The sequence below is a fragment of the Xanthomonas sp. DAR 80977 genome (assembly GCF_041240605.1).
Lineage (GTDB): Bacteria > Pseudomonadota > Gammaproteobacteria > Xanthomonadales > Xanthomonadaceae > Xanthomonas_A > Xanthomonas_A bundabergensis.
The window spans coordinates 2261483-2278558 of record NZ_CP162487.1; the positions used below are offsets into that span (position 1 = coordinate 2261483).

At 70.9% G+C, this 17076-nt stretch carries 14 protein-coding genes; 8 read left to right on the plus strand and 6 right to left on the minus strand.

Features of this window, described 5'->3' with window-relative positions; translation table 11 throughout:
- Positions 1-12 precede the first annotated feature (12 nt).
- Entirely contained in the window at positions 13-2994 is a 2982-nt protein-coding gene (locus tag AB3X10_RS09615; RefSeq protein ID WP_369981071.1) for a glycoside hydrolase family 3 C-terminal domain-containing protein, read from the minus strand.
- 80 nt (positions 2995-3074) lie between these two features.
- Positions 3075-4847: a M14 family metallopeptidase gene (locus AB3X10_RS09620; protein ID WP_369981073.1), complete on the minus strand. Its 1773-nt coding sequence runs from the start codon at positions 4845-4847 to the stop codon at positions 3075-3077.
- Between the two features lie 179 nt (positions 4848-5026).
- Between AB3X10_RS09620 and AB3X10_RS09625 the strand changes: the two genes are divergently transcribed.
- Together AB3X10_RS09625 and AB3X10_RS09630 are read left to right on the plus strand one after the other, a co-directional pair.
- Complete coding sequence (locus AB3X10_RS09625) at positions 5027-6583, plus strand: oligopeptide:H+ symporter (RefSeq protein WP_369981075.1); 1557 nt, start codon at positions 5027-5029, stop codon at positions 6581-6583.
- 9 nt (positions 6584-6592) lie between these two features.
- The gene (locus tag AB3X10_RS09630; RefSeq protein WP_369981077.1) at positions 6593-7228 is read left to right on the plus strand and encodes a rhomboid family intramembrane serine protease; all 636 of its coding nucleotides are present in this window, start codon (positions 6593-6595) and stop codon (positions 7226-7228) included.
- Positions 7229-7427: 199 nt separating this feature from the next.
- On the opposite strand, the gene AB3X10_RS09635 is transcribed toward AB3X10_RS09630, so the two are convergent.
- Positions 7428-7628, minus strand: coding sequence for a hypothetical protein (locus AB3X10_RS09635; protein ID WP_369981079.1), 201 nt, complete (start codon positions 7626-7628; stop codon positions 7428-7430).
- Between the two features lie 301 nt (positions 7629-7929).
- On the opposite strand from AB3X10_RS09635, the gene AB3X10_RS09640 reads away from it, so the two are divergent.
- From AB3X10_RS09640 to AB3X10_RS09655, 4 genes are all read left to right on the plus strand, one after another.
- Positions 7930-8217, plus strand: coding sequence for a GNAT family N-acetyltransferase (locus AB3X10_RS09640; protein WP_369981080.1), 288 nt, complete (start codon positions 7930-7932; stop codon positions 8215-8217).
- 48 nt (positions 8218-8265) lie between these two features.
- A complete protein-coding gene (locus AB3X10_RS09645) occupies positions 8266-9144 on the plus strand; it encodes a DUF3298 and DUF4163 domain-containing protein (protein WP_369981082.1) in 879 nt (292 codons plus the stop codon).
- An 11-nt stretch (positions 9145-9155) separates the two neighbouring features.
- A complete protein-coding gene (gene cfa, locus AB3X10_RS09650; protein WP_369981084.1) occupies positions 9156-10274 on the plus strand; it encodes a cyclopropane fatty acyl phospholipid synthase in 1119 nt (372 codons plus the stop codon).
- A gap of 79 nt (positions 10275-10353) precedes the next feature.
- Complete coding sequence (locus tag AB3X10_RS09655) at positions 10354-10851, plus strand: MarR family winged helix-turn-helix transcriptional regulator (protein ID WP_369981086.1); 498 nt, start codon at positions 10354-10356, stop codon at positions 10849-10851.
- 98 nt (positions 10852-10949) lie between these two features.
- On the opposite strand, the gene AB3X10_RS09660 is transcribed toward AB3X10_RS09655, so the two are convergent.
- Positions 10950-11726, minus strand: coding sequence for an anti-sigma factor family protein (locus AB3X10_RS09660; protein ID WP_369981088.1), 777 nt, complete (start codon positions 11724-11726; stop codon positions 10950-10952).
- The gene (locus tag AB3X10_RS09665) at positions 11723-12220 is read right to left on the minus strand and encodes an RNA polymerase sigma factor (RefSeq protein WP_369981753.1); all 498 of its coding nucleotides are present in this window, start codon (positions 12218-12220) and stop codon (positions 11723-11725) included. The genes AB3X10_RS09660 and AB3X10_RS09665 overlap by 4 nt, the downstream gene beginning before the upstream one ends.
- A 154-nt stretch (positions 12221-12374) precedes the next feature.
- On the opposite strand from AB3X10_RS09665, the gene AB3X10_RS09670 reads away from it, so the two are divergent.
- Positions 12375-13637 carry a S8 family serine peptidase gene (locus AB3X10_RS09670; RefSeq protein WP_369981090.1) on the plus strand — a complete coding sequence of 421 codons (1263 nt, stop codon included), beginning with the start codon at positions 12375-12377 and terminating at the stop codon, positions 13635-13637.
- A 104-nt stretch (positions 13638-13741) separates the two neighbouring features.
- On the plus strand, positions 13742-14500 hold the full coding sequence (locus tag AB3X10_RS09675) for a hypothetical protein (protein ID WP_369981092.1): 759 nt from the start codon (positions 13742-13744) through the stop codon (positions 14498-14500).
- A 221-nt stretch (positions 14501-14721) separates the two neighbouring features.
- Here the strand turns inward: AB3X10_RS09675 and AB3X10_RS09680 are convergent, their stop codons facing one another.
- Positions 14722-16899 carry a M3 family metallopeptidase gene (locus tag AB3X10_RS09680; RefSeq protein WP_369981094.1) on the minus strand — a complete coding sequence of 726 codons (2178 nt, stop codon included), beginning with the start codon at positions 16897-16899 and terminating at the stop codon, positions 14722-14724.
- Between the last annotated feature and the right edge of the window lie 177 nt (positions 16900-17076).

Here is a 17076-nt window from a genome sequence, read left to right on the forward strand (position 1 = left end):
GCGCTGCAGTTCCTAGCGCGGCAGCACGCTTTCCGGTAGACGCAACGGCACGCTGGCCGCGGCCTGCGTCGCCGAGCGGCCCAGCACCAGCTCGTAGTCGCCGGCGGCGATGCGCCACTGGCGCTGCACCGGGTCGTAGTCGGCCAGGGTCTTGGGCTCGGCGACGATGCTGACGCGGCGGGTTTCGCCGGGCTTGAGCGTGAGCTTGTCCCAGCCGACCAGGCGGATCGGCGTGTGGTGGCCCTGCGGCAGGCGCAGGTACAGCTGCGGCACGTCGGCGCCTTCGCGCTCGCCGCTGTTGCGCACGTCGAAGCTGGCGACCACGTTGCTGCCGTCCACCTGCACGCTCAGGTTGGCGTAGTCGAAGCGCGTGTAGGACAGGCCGTGGCCGAACGCGTACAGCGGCTCCAGGCCGCGCGCGGCGAACCAGCGGTAGCCGACGTTGGCGCCTTCGATGGCGTAGTCGACGTTGCTGCCGGCCGGTTGCGCCGGCTTGAAGCCCAGCCCCGGGATCGACGGCCGCGGCAGTTGCGCCACGTCGCGCAGCCAGGTCACCGGCAGGCGCCCGGACGGATTGACCTCGCCCAGCAGCAGCCGCGCCAGCGCTTCGCCGCCGCGGATGCCCGGGTACCAGGCTTCCAGCACCGCCGGCACCTGCTGCAGCCACGGCATCGCCACCGGGCCGTTGGTTTCCAGCACCACCACCGTGCGCGGATTGGCCTTGGCCATCGCCGCGATCAGCGCGTCCTGCTTGCCGGGCAGTTTGATGTCGGGCAGGTCCACCGATTCGGCCGACCACTGCGTGGCGAACACGATCACCGCCTCGGCGCCGCGCGCGAGCCTGGCCGCCGCGGCCACGTCGTCGCCGCTGGCGTAGTCGATCTGCGCCTCCGGCAGGGCCTTGCGCAATGCCTGCAGCGGCGAGGACGGATGGAACATCACCGGGCCCGGCCAGGTGGTCGGGGCCAGCCCCGGCACCGCGTTGGCGCCGTTGACGGTGAAGCCGACCATCGACGAGCCGCCGCCGCCGATCACGCCCTTGTCGGCATGCCCGCCGATCACCGCGATGCGTCGCAGGGTGCGCGGCAACGGCAGCGTGTCGCGCTCGTTGCGCAGCAGCACCGTGCCTTCCTCGACCACCTTCTGCACCGCCGCGCCGCCGGCGACGTCGTCGATCGGCTGCCGCTGCGGCGGATGGTCGAAGCTGCCGGTGGCGATGAAGGCGCGCAGGATGCGCCGCACCATGTCGTCCAGGCGCGCCTGCGGCACCGTGCCGCCGGCCACCGCCAGGCGCAGCGGCGCATCGAAGTACACCGCCTTGTCGAACACTTCGCCGGCCGATTGCTGGTCCAGCCCGGCCAGCGCCGCCTTGGAGCCGCTGTGCACGCCGCCCCAGTCGGACATCACGTAGCCGGGGAACTTCCATTCCTGCTTCAGCACCTTGTTGAGCAGGTAGTCGTGCTCGCAGCCGTAGATGCCGTTGATGCGGTTGTACGAACACATCACCGAGCCGGGCTCGCCGATCTGCAGCGCCAGCTCGAAGGCCAGCAGGTCCGACTCGTGCATGGCCTGCTCGCCGATGTCGGCGCTGTGGGTGTTGCGCCCGGTCTCCAGGTCGTTCATTGCGAAGTGCTTCATCGTCGACACCACGCGCTGGCTCTGCACGCCGCGGATCGATTCGCCGACCATGACGCCGGCCAGCAGCGGATCTTCGCCGGCGTACTCGAAGTTGCGGCCGTTGCGCGGATCGCGCTGCAGGTTGACGCTGCCGGCCAGCAGCACGTTGAAGCCCTGCTGCCAGGCCTCGCGGCCCATGGTCGCGCCGCCGGCGTAGGCCAGTTCGCGGTTCCAGGTGGCGGCGGTGGCCGGGCCGGACGGCAGTGCGGTGGCGTGGTCGCCGGGACGCACGTTGCCCGGGTTGGTCACGCCGACGCCGGCGTCGGCCAGCTGTTGCGCGGCGATGCCCAGGCGCTCGATCGCCGGCACGTAGCCGGCCGAACCGAGCGCGCCCGGCGGCAGCGGGCCGCCGTCCTTGCCCAGGCCGAAGTAGCTGCGCAGCATCTGGAACTTCTCGTCCTGGGTCATCGCCTGCACCAGCAGCGCGGCGCGGCGGTCCGGCGCCAGCGCGCGATCGGTCCACGGGCGCTGCGCATCGGCCGCGGCGCTGGGCTCCAGGCGCAAGGTGCTGAGCAGGCCGAAGTGATCCGAGGCCCACACGCCGTTGGCGTCCGGCTTCTGGAACAGGATGCGGCTGCTCACCGGCACGAAGCGCTCGCGCTGGAAGAACACATGGTCGATGCGCCTGGGCGGGTTGAACTTCGGGTTCAAGGTGCTGTCGGCGCGGCCGTCCCTGGCGCCGTGCAGGCGGCCGTAGCTGTCGTCGAACCCGTCGCGCAGCGCGGCCAGTTCCGGCGCGTCGGCGCTGGCGTTGAAGTCGCCGGCCAGCAGCGACGGCGCGCCGTCGGCGGTCCTGTCGACCCAGGCCAGCAGGTCCTGCAGCTGGCGCTCGCGCAGCGCGCCGCCGGCCTCGGTCCAGTGCAGGTGGGTGACGTAGAGATTGACCGCGTGGCCGTCCACGTCCAGGCGCAGGCGCCCGGCGCTGCGGCTGTCGTCGAGCGGGTTCAGGCGGATCTGCTCGCGCGCCAGGATCGGGCGCCGGGTCAGCAGCGCGTTGCCGTAGCGCTGCGCGGCGCCGGGCGGGTCGACGCTGGTGAAGTACCACTGGTAGCCGAGCTGCTCGGCCAGCCATTGCGCCTGGTTGGGCAGGGTGTCGTGCTGCAGCACTTCCTCCAGCGCGATCGCGTCGGGGTTCAGCGCGCGCAGGGTCTGCACGATCTGGGTGCGCCGCGCCGGCCAGTCGAGCTTGTCGTGATACAGGTTCAGCGTGACCACGCTGAGCGTCGGGGTGTCCTTGGCGGTTGCGGGCGCAGGCGCGGCGAAGGCCGGCCAGGCCAGCGCGAGCGCCAGGCAAAAGAGTCCTGAAAACGTTTTCATAGCAGGGCGTGAAGCCTCTCCAGCAGCAGAAGGGAAAGTCGCATCGGGGGAGTGGGGGAGGGAAGAGCCGGGGTGCGGCGCTAGGACGGCGCTTCGTCGCTACGCATCACCGGATACAGCCGGTATTGCGCGTCCCAGGAGGAATGGCGGCGGTGGAAGAATTCCAGCCGCGCGTGCGGATCCTTGGCGAAGTCGGCGTCGTGCTCGAGCTTGGCCTCGAATTCGGCCTTCAGAGCCGGGTCGCTGGCCAGCATCTGCCGCGCCACGTCCTCGGCGACGTAGTCTTCCATGTATTCGGTGCGTTCGAAGGCGCTGTTGAACTCGCCCCATTGCAGCAGCGAGTCCGGCGCCTGCGGTTCCAGCAGCGCCATCAGCAGCCGCGCCTTGGGCTGGGCGATCGGCACGAACAGGCTGCCGGCGCCGACGGCGCGCGTTTCCGCCTGCCAGGCGCCCTTGACCGCCAGCCGCTGGTGGCCTTCGGACGAACGCGCGGCGAAGGTGGCGTCGTCGGCGCGGAAGCTCTGCACCGGCAGGGTGGCGTCCGCGTCCAGGGTGCGGAAGGCGATGCCGTGCTGGCGCAGCTTGGCCTCGACCAGCGCCGCCTGCGCGGCCGGCACCAGATAGCCGCCGCGCGGCGCGGCCACTTCCACGCTGGGCACGATCCGGTCGCGCAGCGGCACCCGCCAGATCTGCGGGGTGCGCTCGTCGTAGCGGGTCATCAGCGCGCCGGACACCGGCGACAGCGTGCGGGTATAGGCGTAGCCGCGGAAATCCACCAGCCGCGACTGTTCGGTGGTGCGGTAGTCCAGCGCCACCGTCTTGCCGCCGAGCTGCTGCGCGCGCGCGTCGGCGGCCAGCGCGTCGGCGCGCCAGCGGCCGCCGTTGCGCGCCACCTGCTGCAGCACCGAGACGATGGTGTTGCGGGTGATGCGCACGCGCTGCGGATACGGCTTCCACGAATGCGTTTCCACCAGCATGCCGAAGCGGTTGCGCAGCTGGAAATAGCCGTGCGAGAAGCGCGGCGTGGCCACGCCGTCCTCGAAGCCGGAGGCCGGATCGTCGTTGACCACGAACGAGGGGTAGTAGGGCAGCGGCAGCGAGCCCTGGCGCTTGAGGTCGGCGAGCACGCCGTCGCGCAGGCGCAGGCCGTCGCCGCGCAGCGCGGCGTCGCCGGCGTGCAGCGGTTCCACCTGCACCGACACGTCGTGCTCGAACTGCGCGCCGTCGGTGACGTGCAGGTCCACGTACAGCAGCGGGTCCCACTGCTCGACCAGGCGCAGCATCGCCTGCATCTCCGGCGCGTCGGCCTTGACGTAGTCGCGGTTGAGGTTGAGGTTCTGCGCGGTGGTGCGCCAGCCCATCTGCTCCGGGCCGCGCTGGTTGGGCCGGTTCCAGGCCCCGAAGCGCTCGTGGCCGTCCACGTTGAACACCGGCACGAACAGCCACACCTGCCGGTCCAGCGCGCCGCGCGCGGCCTGGCCGTCGAGCAGCTGGCGCAGGGCCAGGAAGCCGGCGTCCTTGCCGTCGATCTCGCCGGCGTGGATGCCGCCCTGGATCAGCACCACCGGCAGCTTGCGCGCCTGCGCCGCGGCCGCGTCCAGCGCGCCGGAGGTGGACACCGCCAGCGCCTTCATCGGCCGGCCTTCGGGCGTGGTGCCGAAATCGAAGCAGCGCACCGCCTGCGGATAGCGCTGCGCGAACGCAGCGCACAACGCGATGGTCTCGGCGTAGCGGCCGGTGCGCGCGTAGCCGCTGCGTTCGGCCTCGGTGGACAGGCCCGCATCGCTGGCCAGCAATGGCATGCTGCACAGCAGCATCGGCAGCAGGAAGGGGACCAGCCAGGGTCGGATCATTGCGGCACCGTCTCGGGAGAGGCCCCCATGATGCGTGCAGCGCGCCGATTGCGAAAGCACCCGCACGCCGGCGCGGCCGTCGCGGACGGTTCGATTCGCCCGGAACGATCGGGTAACCTTCTGAAAATTTTGCCTGGACCACTGCCTGTGACGAGCGAACGATCGACGAGGACTCCTGGATGAGCGCGGCCAGCGCAGCGGCCGGCGCGCGGATGCCGCGGCAGATCCCGTACATCATCGGCAACGAGGCCTGCGAGCGTTTCAGCTTCTACGGCATGCGCAACATCCTGGTGCAGTTCCTGATCACCTCGCTGTTGCTGCAGGAAGTGACCGCGCCCGGCCGCGAGGCCGAGGCCAAGCACGTCATGCACAGCTTCATGGTCGGCGTGTATTTCTTCCCGCTGCTCGGCGGCTGGCTGGCCGACCGCTTCTTCGGCAAGTACACCACCATCCTGTGGTTCAGCCTGGTCTATTGCGCCGGCCATGCCTGCCTGGCGCTGTTCGAGGGCAGCCGCGGCGGCTTCTTCCTCGGTCTGGGCCTGATCGCGCTGGGCGCGGGCGGGATCAAGCCGCTGGTGGCCTCGTTCATGGGCGACCAGTTCGACCAGTCCAACAAGCACCTGGCCAAGGTGGTGTTCGACGCCTTCTACTGGATCATCAACTTCGGTTCGCTGTTCGCCTCGCTGCTGATCCCGCTGGCGCTGAAGAACCTCGGCCCGGCCTGGGCGTTCGGCATTCCCGGGATCCTGATGTTCGTGGCCACGCTGGTGTTCTGGGCCGGGCGCCACCGTTACGTGCGCGTGCCGCTGCCGCCGAAGGATCCGCACGGTTTCGCCCAGGTGGTGCGCAGCGCGCTGCTGGCGCGCGCGCCGGGGCAGCGGCGTCCGGGCCTGGTGCTGGCCGCCGTCGCGGTGGCGCTGGCGCTGGCCAGCTTCGCGCTGCTGCCGACGCTGGGCATCGTGATCTGCCTGTGCCTGGCGCTGGTGCTGCTGCTGGCCGGTGTCGGCGGCGGCACCTGGTGGCAGCTGGAGCGCGCCCGCGCGCTGCATCCGGACGCGGCGGTGGACGGCGTGCGCGCGGTGCTGCGGGTGCTGGTGGTGTTCGCGCTGGCGACCCCGTTCTTCTCGCTGTTCGACCAGAAGGCCTCGACCTGGGTGCTGCAGGGCCAGCAGATGCAGATGCCCGACTGGTTCAGCGCCTCGCAGATGCAGGCGCTGAATCCGGCGCTGGTGATGCTGCTGATCCCGTTCAACAACCTGGTGCTGTACCCGCTGCTGCGCCGCGGCGGCTACGAGCCGACCGCGCTGCGGCGGATGACCGCCGGCATCGCCTTCAGCGGCCTGGCCTGGATCGTGGTCGGTACGCTGCAGGTGGCCATGGACGGCGGCGACGCGCTGTCCATCGCCTGGCAGATCCTGCCGTACGCGCTGCTGACCTTCGGCGAGGTGCTGGTGTCGGCGACCGGGCTGGAATTCGCCTACAGCCAGGCGCCGCAGTCGATGAAGGGCGTGGTGATGAGCTTCTGGAACCTGACCACCACGGTCGGCAACCTGTGGGTGCTGCTGTCCAACGCGGCGGTGCGCAACGACACCGTCACCGCGCACATCGGCAGTACCGGGCTCAGCGAAACCGCGTTCCTGATGTTCTTCTTCGCCGCCTTCGCCTGCGTCGCCGCGCTGCTGTTCGGGCTGTACGCGCGCCGCTACCGCATGGTCGACCACTACCGCACCGCCTGAGGCCCCCGCATGCCGTCCGTCACCCCCGTCAACCTGATCCTGATCGTCCTCACCGTGCTGGTGTCGTGGGCGGCGTTCAACAACCGCAAGCTGCTCGACCGGTTGATCCTGTGGCCGCCGGCGATCGACCGGCACAGGCAGTACGACCGGCTGGTGACCCACGGCTTCATCCATGCCGATTTCCCGCACCTGCTGTTCAACATGATCACGCTGTACTTCTTCGGCGGCCCGATCGAGCGGCTGATGGAGCGGCTGACCGGCAGCGTGCTGACCTATCCGCTGTTCTACCTGGCGGCGCTGGTGGTGGCGATCCTGCCCAGCTACCTGAAGAACCAGAAGAACCCGAACTACTTCAGCCTGGGCGCGTCCGGCGCGGTCTCGGCGGTGCTGTTCGCCTACATCCTGCTGGCGCCGTGGACCGGGATCTATTTCTTCTTCATCCCGATCCCGATCCCGGCGATCCTCTACGCGCTGTTCTACGTGGGCTACAGCATCTGGATGGACCGCCGCGGCGGCGACAACATCAACCACAGCGCGCACCTGGCCGGCGCCGCGTTCGGGGTGATGTTCCTGCTGATCATGGAGCCGTCGGTGCTGCAGCACTTCCTCGACCAGCTGGCGCAGCCGCGCTTCGGTCGCGACTAGCGGCTGCGCGGTTTCGCGATCGGCGCTGTCGTACCGGCGATCCGGATCGCCGCGCGGCGAGGTCGCGGCGGCTGCGGGAAATCCAGCCGCCGGCGCGGGGTGCGCGCGGCGGCGGCTGAGTCGAACTGGCCCGGCGGAGGCTGTCCTGCGGACCGCGTCGCGGCCCGGCCGGGGCGTGACGCTTGGCGGTTCAGGCGGCTCAGGCGGCCTGCTGGCCGCGCAGCTGCACCTGGGCGCTGCCGATGGCGGCGTGTTCGTAGGTCTGCTTCAGCCGGTCGTAGACCTCGCTGTTGAGCTGGTCGAATTCCCAGCCCTGGGTGTGGCCGCTGACCACCAGTTGGTACAGCCCCTCCAGCAGCGATGCATCGTGGTCGCCGTGGATGTGTTCGTTGTCGCTCATGCGTATCGCCCCTGTTCGATGACATCGTGATGGACTGCGCAAATCCCGTGCCAAGTTCGCACGGTTGTCCACGGTCGGTAGCGGCCGCTCCCGGCGCGACTTTAGGCGGCGCCACCATTTCCGGAACAGGTCGCGCGGTTCGGGCGCTTGGCCAGGGCGGGGCTGCCGAGCTGCGCCGGCCTGCCGCCAGGCCGGAAGTGACGCAGCGCGTCGGCTGCGGGTGACGCAGCGCGGCGCGTGGCTTCACATCGCCGCGGCGCAAGCGCGACCAAACTGCGCATTCCGTCGCACGAGCCAGGCCATGAGCGCAGCGTCCCTCCCGCCGATCGAACACGATCCGCAGCGGCATCGCTTCACCCTGCAACTGGACGGCCACGAGGCCGAGCTGGATTACCTGCTGCAGGACGGGCGCCTGGTCATCACCCACACCGGCGTGCCGGGCGCGATCGGCGGCCGCGGGCTGGCGGCGCGGCTGGTGGCCGCAGCGCTGGAGCATGCGCGCTCGCAGGGCCTGAAGGTGACACCGGCCTGCTCGTATGCGGCGGTGTTCGTCCAGCGCCATCCCGATTACGCCGACTTGCTCGGCTGAGTGCGCACGGCGCGGCGGCGGCGCGATAATTCGTCATCACATACATGCATGCAGGACACAGGGGAAGCGGACGTGAGGGACAGGGCACAGGCGGGGCAGAACAATCCATGGCGGTGCACGGCGCTGGCGTTGGCGGCGACGTTGGCCGTGGCAGGGTGCAAGCGCGAGGCCGCCGTGCCCGCCGCCGCGCCGGCGCCGGCCGCGGCCCCCGCCGCCGCGGCCGTGCCGGCCGCCCCGGCGCCGCTGGAACTGAAGGACGTGATCGAGCACAGCCCCAGCTACGTGGTCGGCATCACCTTCCCGCCGGCGCTCAACCGCTACCCGGGCCTGGCCGAGGCGGTCGGCCGCTACGCCCAGGCCGCGCGCGGCGAGTTGATGGAAGCGGTCGGCGGCCTCGGCAACGACCGTCCCAGCGCGCCCTACGAGCTGTCGCTGCAGTTCGAGATGCTGCTGGAACGGCCGGGACTGGTGGCGGTGGCCGCCGACGGCAGCCGCTATACCGGTGGCGCCCACGGCGAGCCGCTGGTGGCGCGCTTCGTGTGGCTGCCGCAGCAGCAGCGCATGCTCACTGCCGACACGCTGATTCCCGATCCCAAGGGCTGGGCGCAGGTGGCCGACTACGTCGCCACGCAACTGCGCCAGGCGGTGCAGGCGCGGGTGGATGCCGAGCAGCTGCCGCCGGAGGACCACGACGAACAGGTGCGCAGCGCCGACAAGATGATCGCCGAAGGAACCGAGCCGCAAGCGGAGAACTTCAGCCAGTTCCAACCCCTGGTCGACGCCGCCGGCAAGATCGTGGCGTTGCGCTTCGTGTTCCCGCCATACCAGGTGGGACCGTATTCCGATGGCACGCAGTCGGTGGACGTGCCGGCCAGCGTGCTGCGCGGCCTGGTGGCGCCGGAATACGCGGAGCTGTTCGCGGCGTAGCGGGTGCGGGCATGGCCGGGCCGCTGCAGCGCCGTGTCGTCGAGCTGCTCGCCAGTGCCGACGTGCGCGTCGGCGGCGCGCGTGCCCACGACATCGCGGTGCACGACCCTCGCTTCTACGCGCGGGTGCTGGCGCAGGGCTCGCTGGGCCTGGGCGAGAGCTACATGGACGGCTGGTGGGATGCGCCGGCGCTGGACGCGACGCTGGCGCGGCTGATCGAGGCCCGGCTCGAGCAACGCGTGCACGGCATCGCCGACCTGGCCCATGCGGTGCGCGCACGCCTGTTCAACCTGCAGCGCGGGCAACGCAGCTACGAGGTCGGGCGCCGCCACTACGACCTGGGCAACGACCTGTACCAGGCGATGCTCGGCCGGCGCCTGGTCTACAGCTGCGGCTACTGGGCCGCGGCCGACGACCTGGACGCGGCGCAGGAGGCCAAGCTGGACCTGGTCTGCCGCAAGCTGCGCTTGCGCCCGGGCATGCGCGTGCTGGACATCGGCTGCGGCTGGGGCGAGGCGCTGAAGTTCGCCGCCGAGCGCTACGGCGTGGCCGGCGTCGGCATCACCGTGTCGCAGGCGCAGGCCGACTACGCGCGGCAACTGTGCCGCGGCCTGCCGATCGAGATCCGCCTGCAGGACTACCGCGCCCTGGACGAACGCTTCGATGCGATCTTCTCGATCGGCATGTTCGAGCACGTCGGCGACAAGAACTACCGCGGCTATTTCGCGCAGGTGCGGCGTTGCCTGCATCCCGATGGGCTGTTCCTGCTGCACAGCATCGGCAGCAACGTCTCGCGGCACCGTACCGATCCGTGGATCGCGCGCTACATCTTTCCCAATTCGATGCTGCCGTCGGCCGCGCAGATCGCCGCGGCGCTGGAAGGCCGCTTCGTGTGCGAGGACTGGCACAACTTCGGCGCCGACTACGCGCGCACCCTGCAGGCCTGGCGCGACAACATCGAGGCGGCCTGGCCACGCCTGGATGCGCAGCGCTACGACCTGCGTTTCCGGCGCATGTGGCGCTTCTATCTGGCCGGGTCGATGGCGACCTTCCGCTGCCGCCGCGCGCAGCTGTGGCAATTGCTGCTGTCGCCCGAAGGTGTACGGGGAGGATACCGCGCACCGCGTTGAGCCGGGGCGGCTGGTTGCCATCGCACAACAGTCGGTAGCATGGGCGGCCTCGACCCCCCGACGTGCGATTCCATCCTCCATGGGAAGTTTTGATCAGACCGAGCGGCGCGTCGCCTTCACCTGCGAGCGCTATCCCGCCTTCCCGCGCGAGCCGGCCGTGCTGGTCAGGCTCGTCAAGCATCTGTACAAGCGCATCCACGCCAATGCCTGCGGGCTGCTCAAGGCGTACGGCATCAGTCCGCCGGAATACGAGATCCTGATGATGCTGTACGGCACGCCCGGGCAATGCATCACCCCGACCGAAGTGGCCGAGGCGGCGAGCGAGAAGCCGGCCAACATCACCCGCCTCACCGACAGCCTGTGCGGCAAGGACCTGATCCTGCGCTCGGCCAGCCCCGAGGACCGGCGCAAGATCACCTTGACCCTGCAGCCGGCCGGGATCGCGCTGATCGAACGCATGCTGCCGGCGGTGTGCACGTTTCTGGACGAGGAGACCGCCGGCCTGGACGAGGCCGAGCAGGGGCAGCTGGAGACCCTGCTCAAGAAGATGCTGGCCGGGATCGACAGCGCCGGCTGAGTTCGCCTTGTGCGGCAATGCCGATGCAGGCGCAGCCGCTTGCGGCAGGTGTCGACGCCGCCCGGTCCGATCCGCAACCGGTCGCCGCAAAAACCGCGCTAGCGCCAGCCGCGCGCGCGCGCGCGCCGCTCGCCGTCCGCGTCCAGGGCCTGGCCCTCGATGCGCGCATCCACCGCCTGCAGCACGGCGGCCGGCATCGCGCTGGCGGCCATGCGCAGGCCGGCATCGACGGCTGCGCCGTCCGGCGCAGGCGCTGGCACCTGCATTTGCACCTGCCAGCGTCCATCGCGCTGGCAGGCCAGCCCGGCACTGCCAGCGCGCAACGCGAACGTCCGGCAGTAGCGGCCGTCGCGATCGCGGAAGCTCAGGCCGATGCGCACGCCGGTGTCTGCGCCGCCGGACAACTGCTGGTCCAATGCGTGGGCGAGCTCGCCGCTGGCCGCGCTGCCGCGGGCGGCGGCCGGCGCGGCCGGCTGCGGCATCTGGCGCTGCGTGATCCACACCCCGAGCAGCAGCGCGGCGGCGACTGCGGCCGGCCAGCCCCAGCGTCGCGTCGGGCGCTGCCTGGCACGGTGGGCGCGCGATGTCACCGGCAAGGGCAAGGACGCGACGGCGGGTTCGGCCGTGGCGTCCGCCGGCGGATCGGCGCGCGGCGCCGGCCGCGACCGCGCCGCGGCCAGCAGGCGCGGCGGGACCGCTTCGTCGAGCACCGGCGCGAAGCCTGCGCGCAGGCGCGCCTGCAATCGCTGCAGCCGCTGCAGCGCCGCCGCCAACTGCGGATCGGCGCGCAGCGCCGCCTCGACCCGCGCGGCCTGCAGCGCGTCGAGTTCGCCATCGGCATAGGCCTGCAGGGTGGATGCGTCGATGTCGCTCATGTCGTGACCTCCAGTAACGCCTGCAACGCCTCGCGCCCGCGCGCCAGGCGGCTGGTGAGGGTGCCGATCGGGATCTCCAGCAGCGCAGCCGCGTCCTTGTACGCCAGCCCTTCGATCAGGACCAGGGCGATGGCCCAGCGCTGCTCGTCGGGCAACCTGGCCATCGCCGCCTGCACCGCCATCCACTCCTGCTGCCGTTCCAGCGGGCTGTCGCCGACCTGCTCGCCTTCCGCCGCGTCGACGAAGATCTGCCGGCGCCGCCGCTGCGCGCGGACCTCGTCGATCCAGGCATTGCGGATGATGCCGAACAGCCAGTGCCGCAACGGCGTCTGTGGCCGCCATTGTTCGGCATGGCGCAGCGCGCGTTCGATCGCCACCTGCAGCAGATCGTCGGCGTCGGCGGGATGGCCGGCAATGGCACGGGCGAAGCGCCGCAGCCGCGGCAGCAGTTCGCAGATGCCGTCGCCGACGGCCGCCACAGGATCGGGTTGCATGCTCAGGGATACGCTTGGCAGGGTGGTTTTCTTCCATCGCCCCGGCGCGGCGTTCACGGTGCGTCGCGGCGGCGTGATTAGTGTGGCACGGGCAGGCACGGCGAACGAAGGCGGGGGGACGATGGCGGCAGCGAAACACAGGCGCTGGATGGGGATGGCGCTGCTGGCAGTGGCGATGCCGGCGGCCGCGCAGCTGGCGGTGCCCTCGGCCGGCGGCGTGGTGCAGGACGCGTTGCAGACCGTCCAGGGCGGCTCAGGCCGGCTCGACCAGTCGCTGCAACAGGCGCAGGGCGGGCTGCAAAACTTGCGCCGCTTGCGCCTGGACGCGCTGCTGCGCCGCGATCCACGCGGGCTGGATCGCGATGCCGATGGCGCCATCGTGGTGCGCAGCCAGGTCGTGGCGCTGGAACCGAGCGAGACGGCGCTGCAGGCCGCGCAGACGGCGGGCTTCGCCATCGTGCAGCGGCGCAGCTTCGGCGAGCTGGGCGTGCGCCTGGTGGTGCTGCGCGCGCCGCAGGGCATGTCGACGCAGCGCGCGGTGCAGCGCCTGCGTCAGCTCGATCCGCAAGGCGAGTACGACTACAACCATGTCTACAGCGGCTCCGGCGCCGATGTTGCGGCAGCCGAGGCGCAGGCATCCGCTGCCGCCCCGGCGGCGGACGCGATCGCCGGATTCGACGTGGGCCTGGTCGACAGCGGGGTCGATGCGACCCACCCGGCGCTGGCCGGGGTGGACGTGCAGCGCTGGGGCTGCGACGGCCAGGTGCAGGCGCAGGCGCATGGCACCGCGGTGGCCTCGCTGCTGGCCGGCAGCGCGGTGGCGCAAGGCCCTGCCGCACGCACCTTGTATGCGGCCGACATCTATTGCGGCAAGCCCAGCGGTGGAGCGGTGGTGGAGCTGGTCGCGGCCCTGGCATGGATGGCGCAGCGCCAGGTGCCGGTGGTCAACATCAGCCTGATCGGCGCGCCGAACCGGCTGCTGGAACGCGCGGTACAGGCACTGCTAGCGCGCGGACACCTGCTGGTGGCGGCGGTCGGCAATGACGGTCCGGCGGCGCCGCCGCTGTATCCGGCGGCGTATCCGGGCGTGATCGGGGTCAGTGCGGTGGATGCGCGCCTGCGCGTGCTGCCCGAAGTCGGCAGGGGTGCGCAGGTTGCCTTCGTGGCGGTCGGCGACGTGTTCGCCGCCGCGCCGCAGGGGCGTTGGCAGAAGCAGCGCGGCACCTCGTTCGCCGCGCCGCTGGTGGCGCGGCTGGCGGCATGGCACCTGGCGCGGCCGGATCCGCAGGCGGCGGCCGCGGTGCGTGCGCAGCTGCAGGCGCAGGCGCGCGATCTCGGCGCGCCCGGGGTGGATCCGGTGTATGGCCATGGACTGCTGGGCGCCGACCTGGCGCTGCAGCGGGCGCCGGGCAGGTGAATCCGCGCTGTCTGCGCGCGTGCGCGCAGGGAAGGACCGCGCCGCGCGATGCGTAGTTCCTGGTGAGAGCCGCAGATCGCCTGTGGCATAGCGAGGAGAACGCGATGAACAACAAGACCCTGATCTCCGGTGCGATGCTGGCCGCGCTGTTGGCATCGGCCCCAGGGGCGGCCGGTGCGCAGGTGCTGGGCGGTGCGGGCAACCTGGGCGGCACGCTGAACGGTACGGTCGGCGGACTGGGCGGCAGCACGCTCGGCGGCAACGCGATGGGTGCGGGCAGCTTGAGCGCCGGATCCCAGCTCGACAGCGTGCGCGACCGCGTCGAGACGCGATCGCAGCGCGCGCGAGCGGCTGCGCAGCGTGGCGCCGACCGCGCTTCGGCGGCTGCGGGCAGCGCCACGCAAGCCGCCGACGGCGCGGCTGCCAACGCACGCACCCTTGCCGGCACTGCCGCCGCCAGCGGCACGGCGACCGCGCGCAATGTGGCCAGCGCCGCGCAGGCCCAGGCCGGCGGGATCGCCGACGTCGCGCAAAGCAATGCTGGCAGTCTCGCCAACGGCGCTGCCGCCGCGGCGAACAATGCCGCCGCCCTGTCCAGTACGGGGAGTGCGGCCGGCAGCGCCGGCACGAGTGCGGTCGATGCAGCGAGCGCCGGTGGCGGCAATGGCACGGTCGCGCTGCCGTCGCTGTCCGGCACGAGCGGTGCCAGCGGCGCGGCCAGCGGCAGCGCCTCGCACAGCGCCAACGTCGCGCCGGGCGCGGCGCGCACCTCCGCCGGCGGCGGCGCGCAGGCGGGCGCTGGCCAGGGCACGGTCGGCGGTTCGGCTTCGCTGGGTGCCAGCGCCTCGGGGGAGGTCGAGTAAGCGCCAGCGCTGGGGTGTGTTCGATGCGCTGGACGGCCAGCCTCGGCGCAAGCGCGAGCGCACCGGCCATCGCGCCACGGCGCCCGACCATGTCGGGCGCCGTGGCTTGTCTGTGGCGAGCGCAACGTCGCCATGTTCAAGGCCTGACGCAGTCGGAAACGGCGCTTGCCCGCATAAAAAACGCCCGGCAGTGCCGGGCGTGATCAGGCGCGGTGCGGCCCTCAGCGTGGCGCTGCGGCGGGCGCTTCGCTCAGGCCGCGCTTTTCCAGCAACGGCTCGATCTTCGGCGCATGCCCGGCGAAGTCCTGGAACAGCTGCATCGCATCGACGCTGCCGCCGCGCGAGAGCAGGGTCTGGCGAAAGCGGTCGCCGTTGGCGCGGCTGAGCCCGCCGTGCTGCTTGAACCACTGCTGGGTGTTGGCGTCCAGCACTTCGGACCAGATGTAGGCGTAGTAGCCGGCCGCGTAGCCGCCCATGATGTGGCTGAAGTAGGGCGTGCGGTAGCGCGGCGGCACCGGCGCGTAGGCGATGCCGTCGGCGGCCAGCGCCTTGGCCTCGAACTCCATCACGCCCGATGCCGGCGGCACCTGGCCGGCGCCGAGCTGGTGCCAGCGCTGGTCGAGCATCGCCGCGCCCAGGTATTCGGTGGTGGCGAAGCCCTGGTTGAACTTGGCCGCGGCCACGACCTTGTCCAGCAAGGCCTGCGGCATCGGCGCGCCGCTCTGGTAGTGCTTGGCGTAGTGCTTGAGGATCGCCGGATCGTCCGCCCACATCTCGTTGACCTGCGACGGGAACTCGACGAAGTCGCGCGGCACGCTGGTGCCGGAGAAGTACGGGTACTTCACGTCGGAGAACATGCCGTGCAGCGCATGGCCGAACTCGTGGAACGCGGTGGTGACCTCGTCCCAGGTCAGCAGGGTCGGCTGGCCGGCCGGCGGCTTGGGGATGTTGAGGTGGTTGGCGACCACCGGCTTGTAGCCGGTCAGCGCCGACTGCGACACGTAGGAGTTCATCCAGGCGCCGCCGCGCTTGGATTCGCGCGCGTACATGTCGGCGATGAAGATCGCCAACTGCTTGCCGTCGGCGTCGAACACGTCGTAGACCAGCAGGTCGCCGCGGTAGGTCGGCAGGTCGGTGCGCTGCTTGAAGGTCAGCCCGTACTCCTGGTTGGCGGCGTAGAACACGCCGTTCTCCAGCACGTTCTTCAGTTCGAAGTAGGGCTTGAGCTGGGCCTCGTCGAAGTCGTACTTGGCCTGGCGCACCTTCTCGGTGTAGTAGGCCCAGTCCCAGGCCTCCAGCTTGAAGCTCGGCTTGCCGGCGGCCTTCTGTTCCTTGTCGATCATCACCTGCAGGTCGGCGGCCTCGCGCTTGGCGTTGGCGACCGCGGCCGGGGCCAGCTTGCCGAGCATCGCGTTGACCGCTTCGGGGGTCTTGGCGGTCTGGTCTTCCAGCGAATAGGCGGCGTGGTTCGGGTAGCCCAGCAGCTTGGCGCGCTCGGCGCGCAGGCTCATGATCCGCGACACCAGCGCGGTGTTGTCGTACTGGCCGCCGTGGCTGCCGCGCGACACCGAGGCCTGGTAGATCCTCTCGCGCAACGCGCGGTCCTTGAGCTGGGTCAGCGGCGGCTGGCCGGTGGTGTTGAGCAGCGCGATCACGTACTTGCCGTCGAGCTTGCGCGCCTTGGCCGCTTCGGCCGCCGAGGCGATCTGTTCGTCGGACAGGCCGTCGAGCTGCTTGACGTCGTCCACCACCACCGCCGCGGCATTCACCTCGGCCAGCACGTTCTGGCTGAACTGGGTGCCCAGCTTGGCCAGCTCGGCGTTCATCGCCTTGAGCCTGGTCTTGTCGGCATCGCCGAGCTTGGCGCCGTCGCGCACGAAATCGCTGTAGTACTTCTCGACCAGGCGCACGCCCTGCGCGTCCAGGCCGAGCTGGTCGCGGGTGGCGTACAGCGCCTGGATGCGCGCGAACAGCTTGGGGTTGAGCGAGATGGTGTCGCGGTGCGCGGCGAACTTGGCGGAGTACTCGGCCTGCAGCTGCTTGCGCGCGTCGTTGGTGTCGGCGCCGACCAGGTTGAAGAACACCGTGGTGGCGCGATCCAGCACCTGGCCGCTCTTCTCCATCGCCACGATGGTGTTGTCGAAGCTCGGCTTGGCCTTCTGGTTGGCGATCGCCTCCACTTCCTTCAGCTGCTGCGCCATGCCGGCGTCGAAGGCCGGCGCGAAATCGCTGTCCTTGATCCGGTCGAACTGCGGGTAGTGCAGCGGCAGCGGGCTTTCGGCGAAGAACGGGTTGGCCTGCGTGGCCGCTTGCGTGGCGGCGGGCGTGGCGGCGTTGGCGTAGGCAGGCATGGCGAGTCCGAGCGTGGCGGCGAGCGCGAGGGCGAGGCGGGTGGTCATCAAGCGGTATCCATGGATCGGGTCTGACCATGCAGGCTACCGCAGCGCGGCGCATGCGACCCGTGACTAAAGCCATGGGCGCCCGGCGATGGGCCGGGAGCATGCTGCAGGTGCGCTTGCCTTCGCTGCCGCCGCGGCGTCATATAGCGCCTGACCGATGCAGACCACTGCCATTGC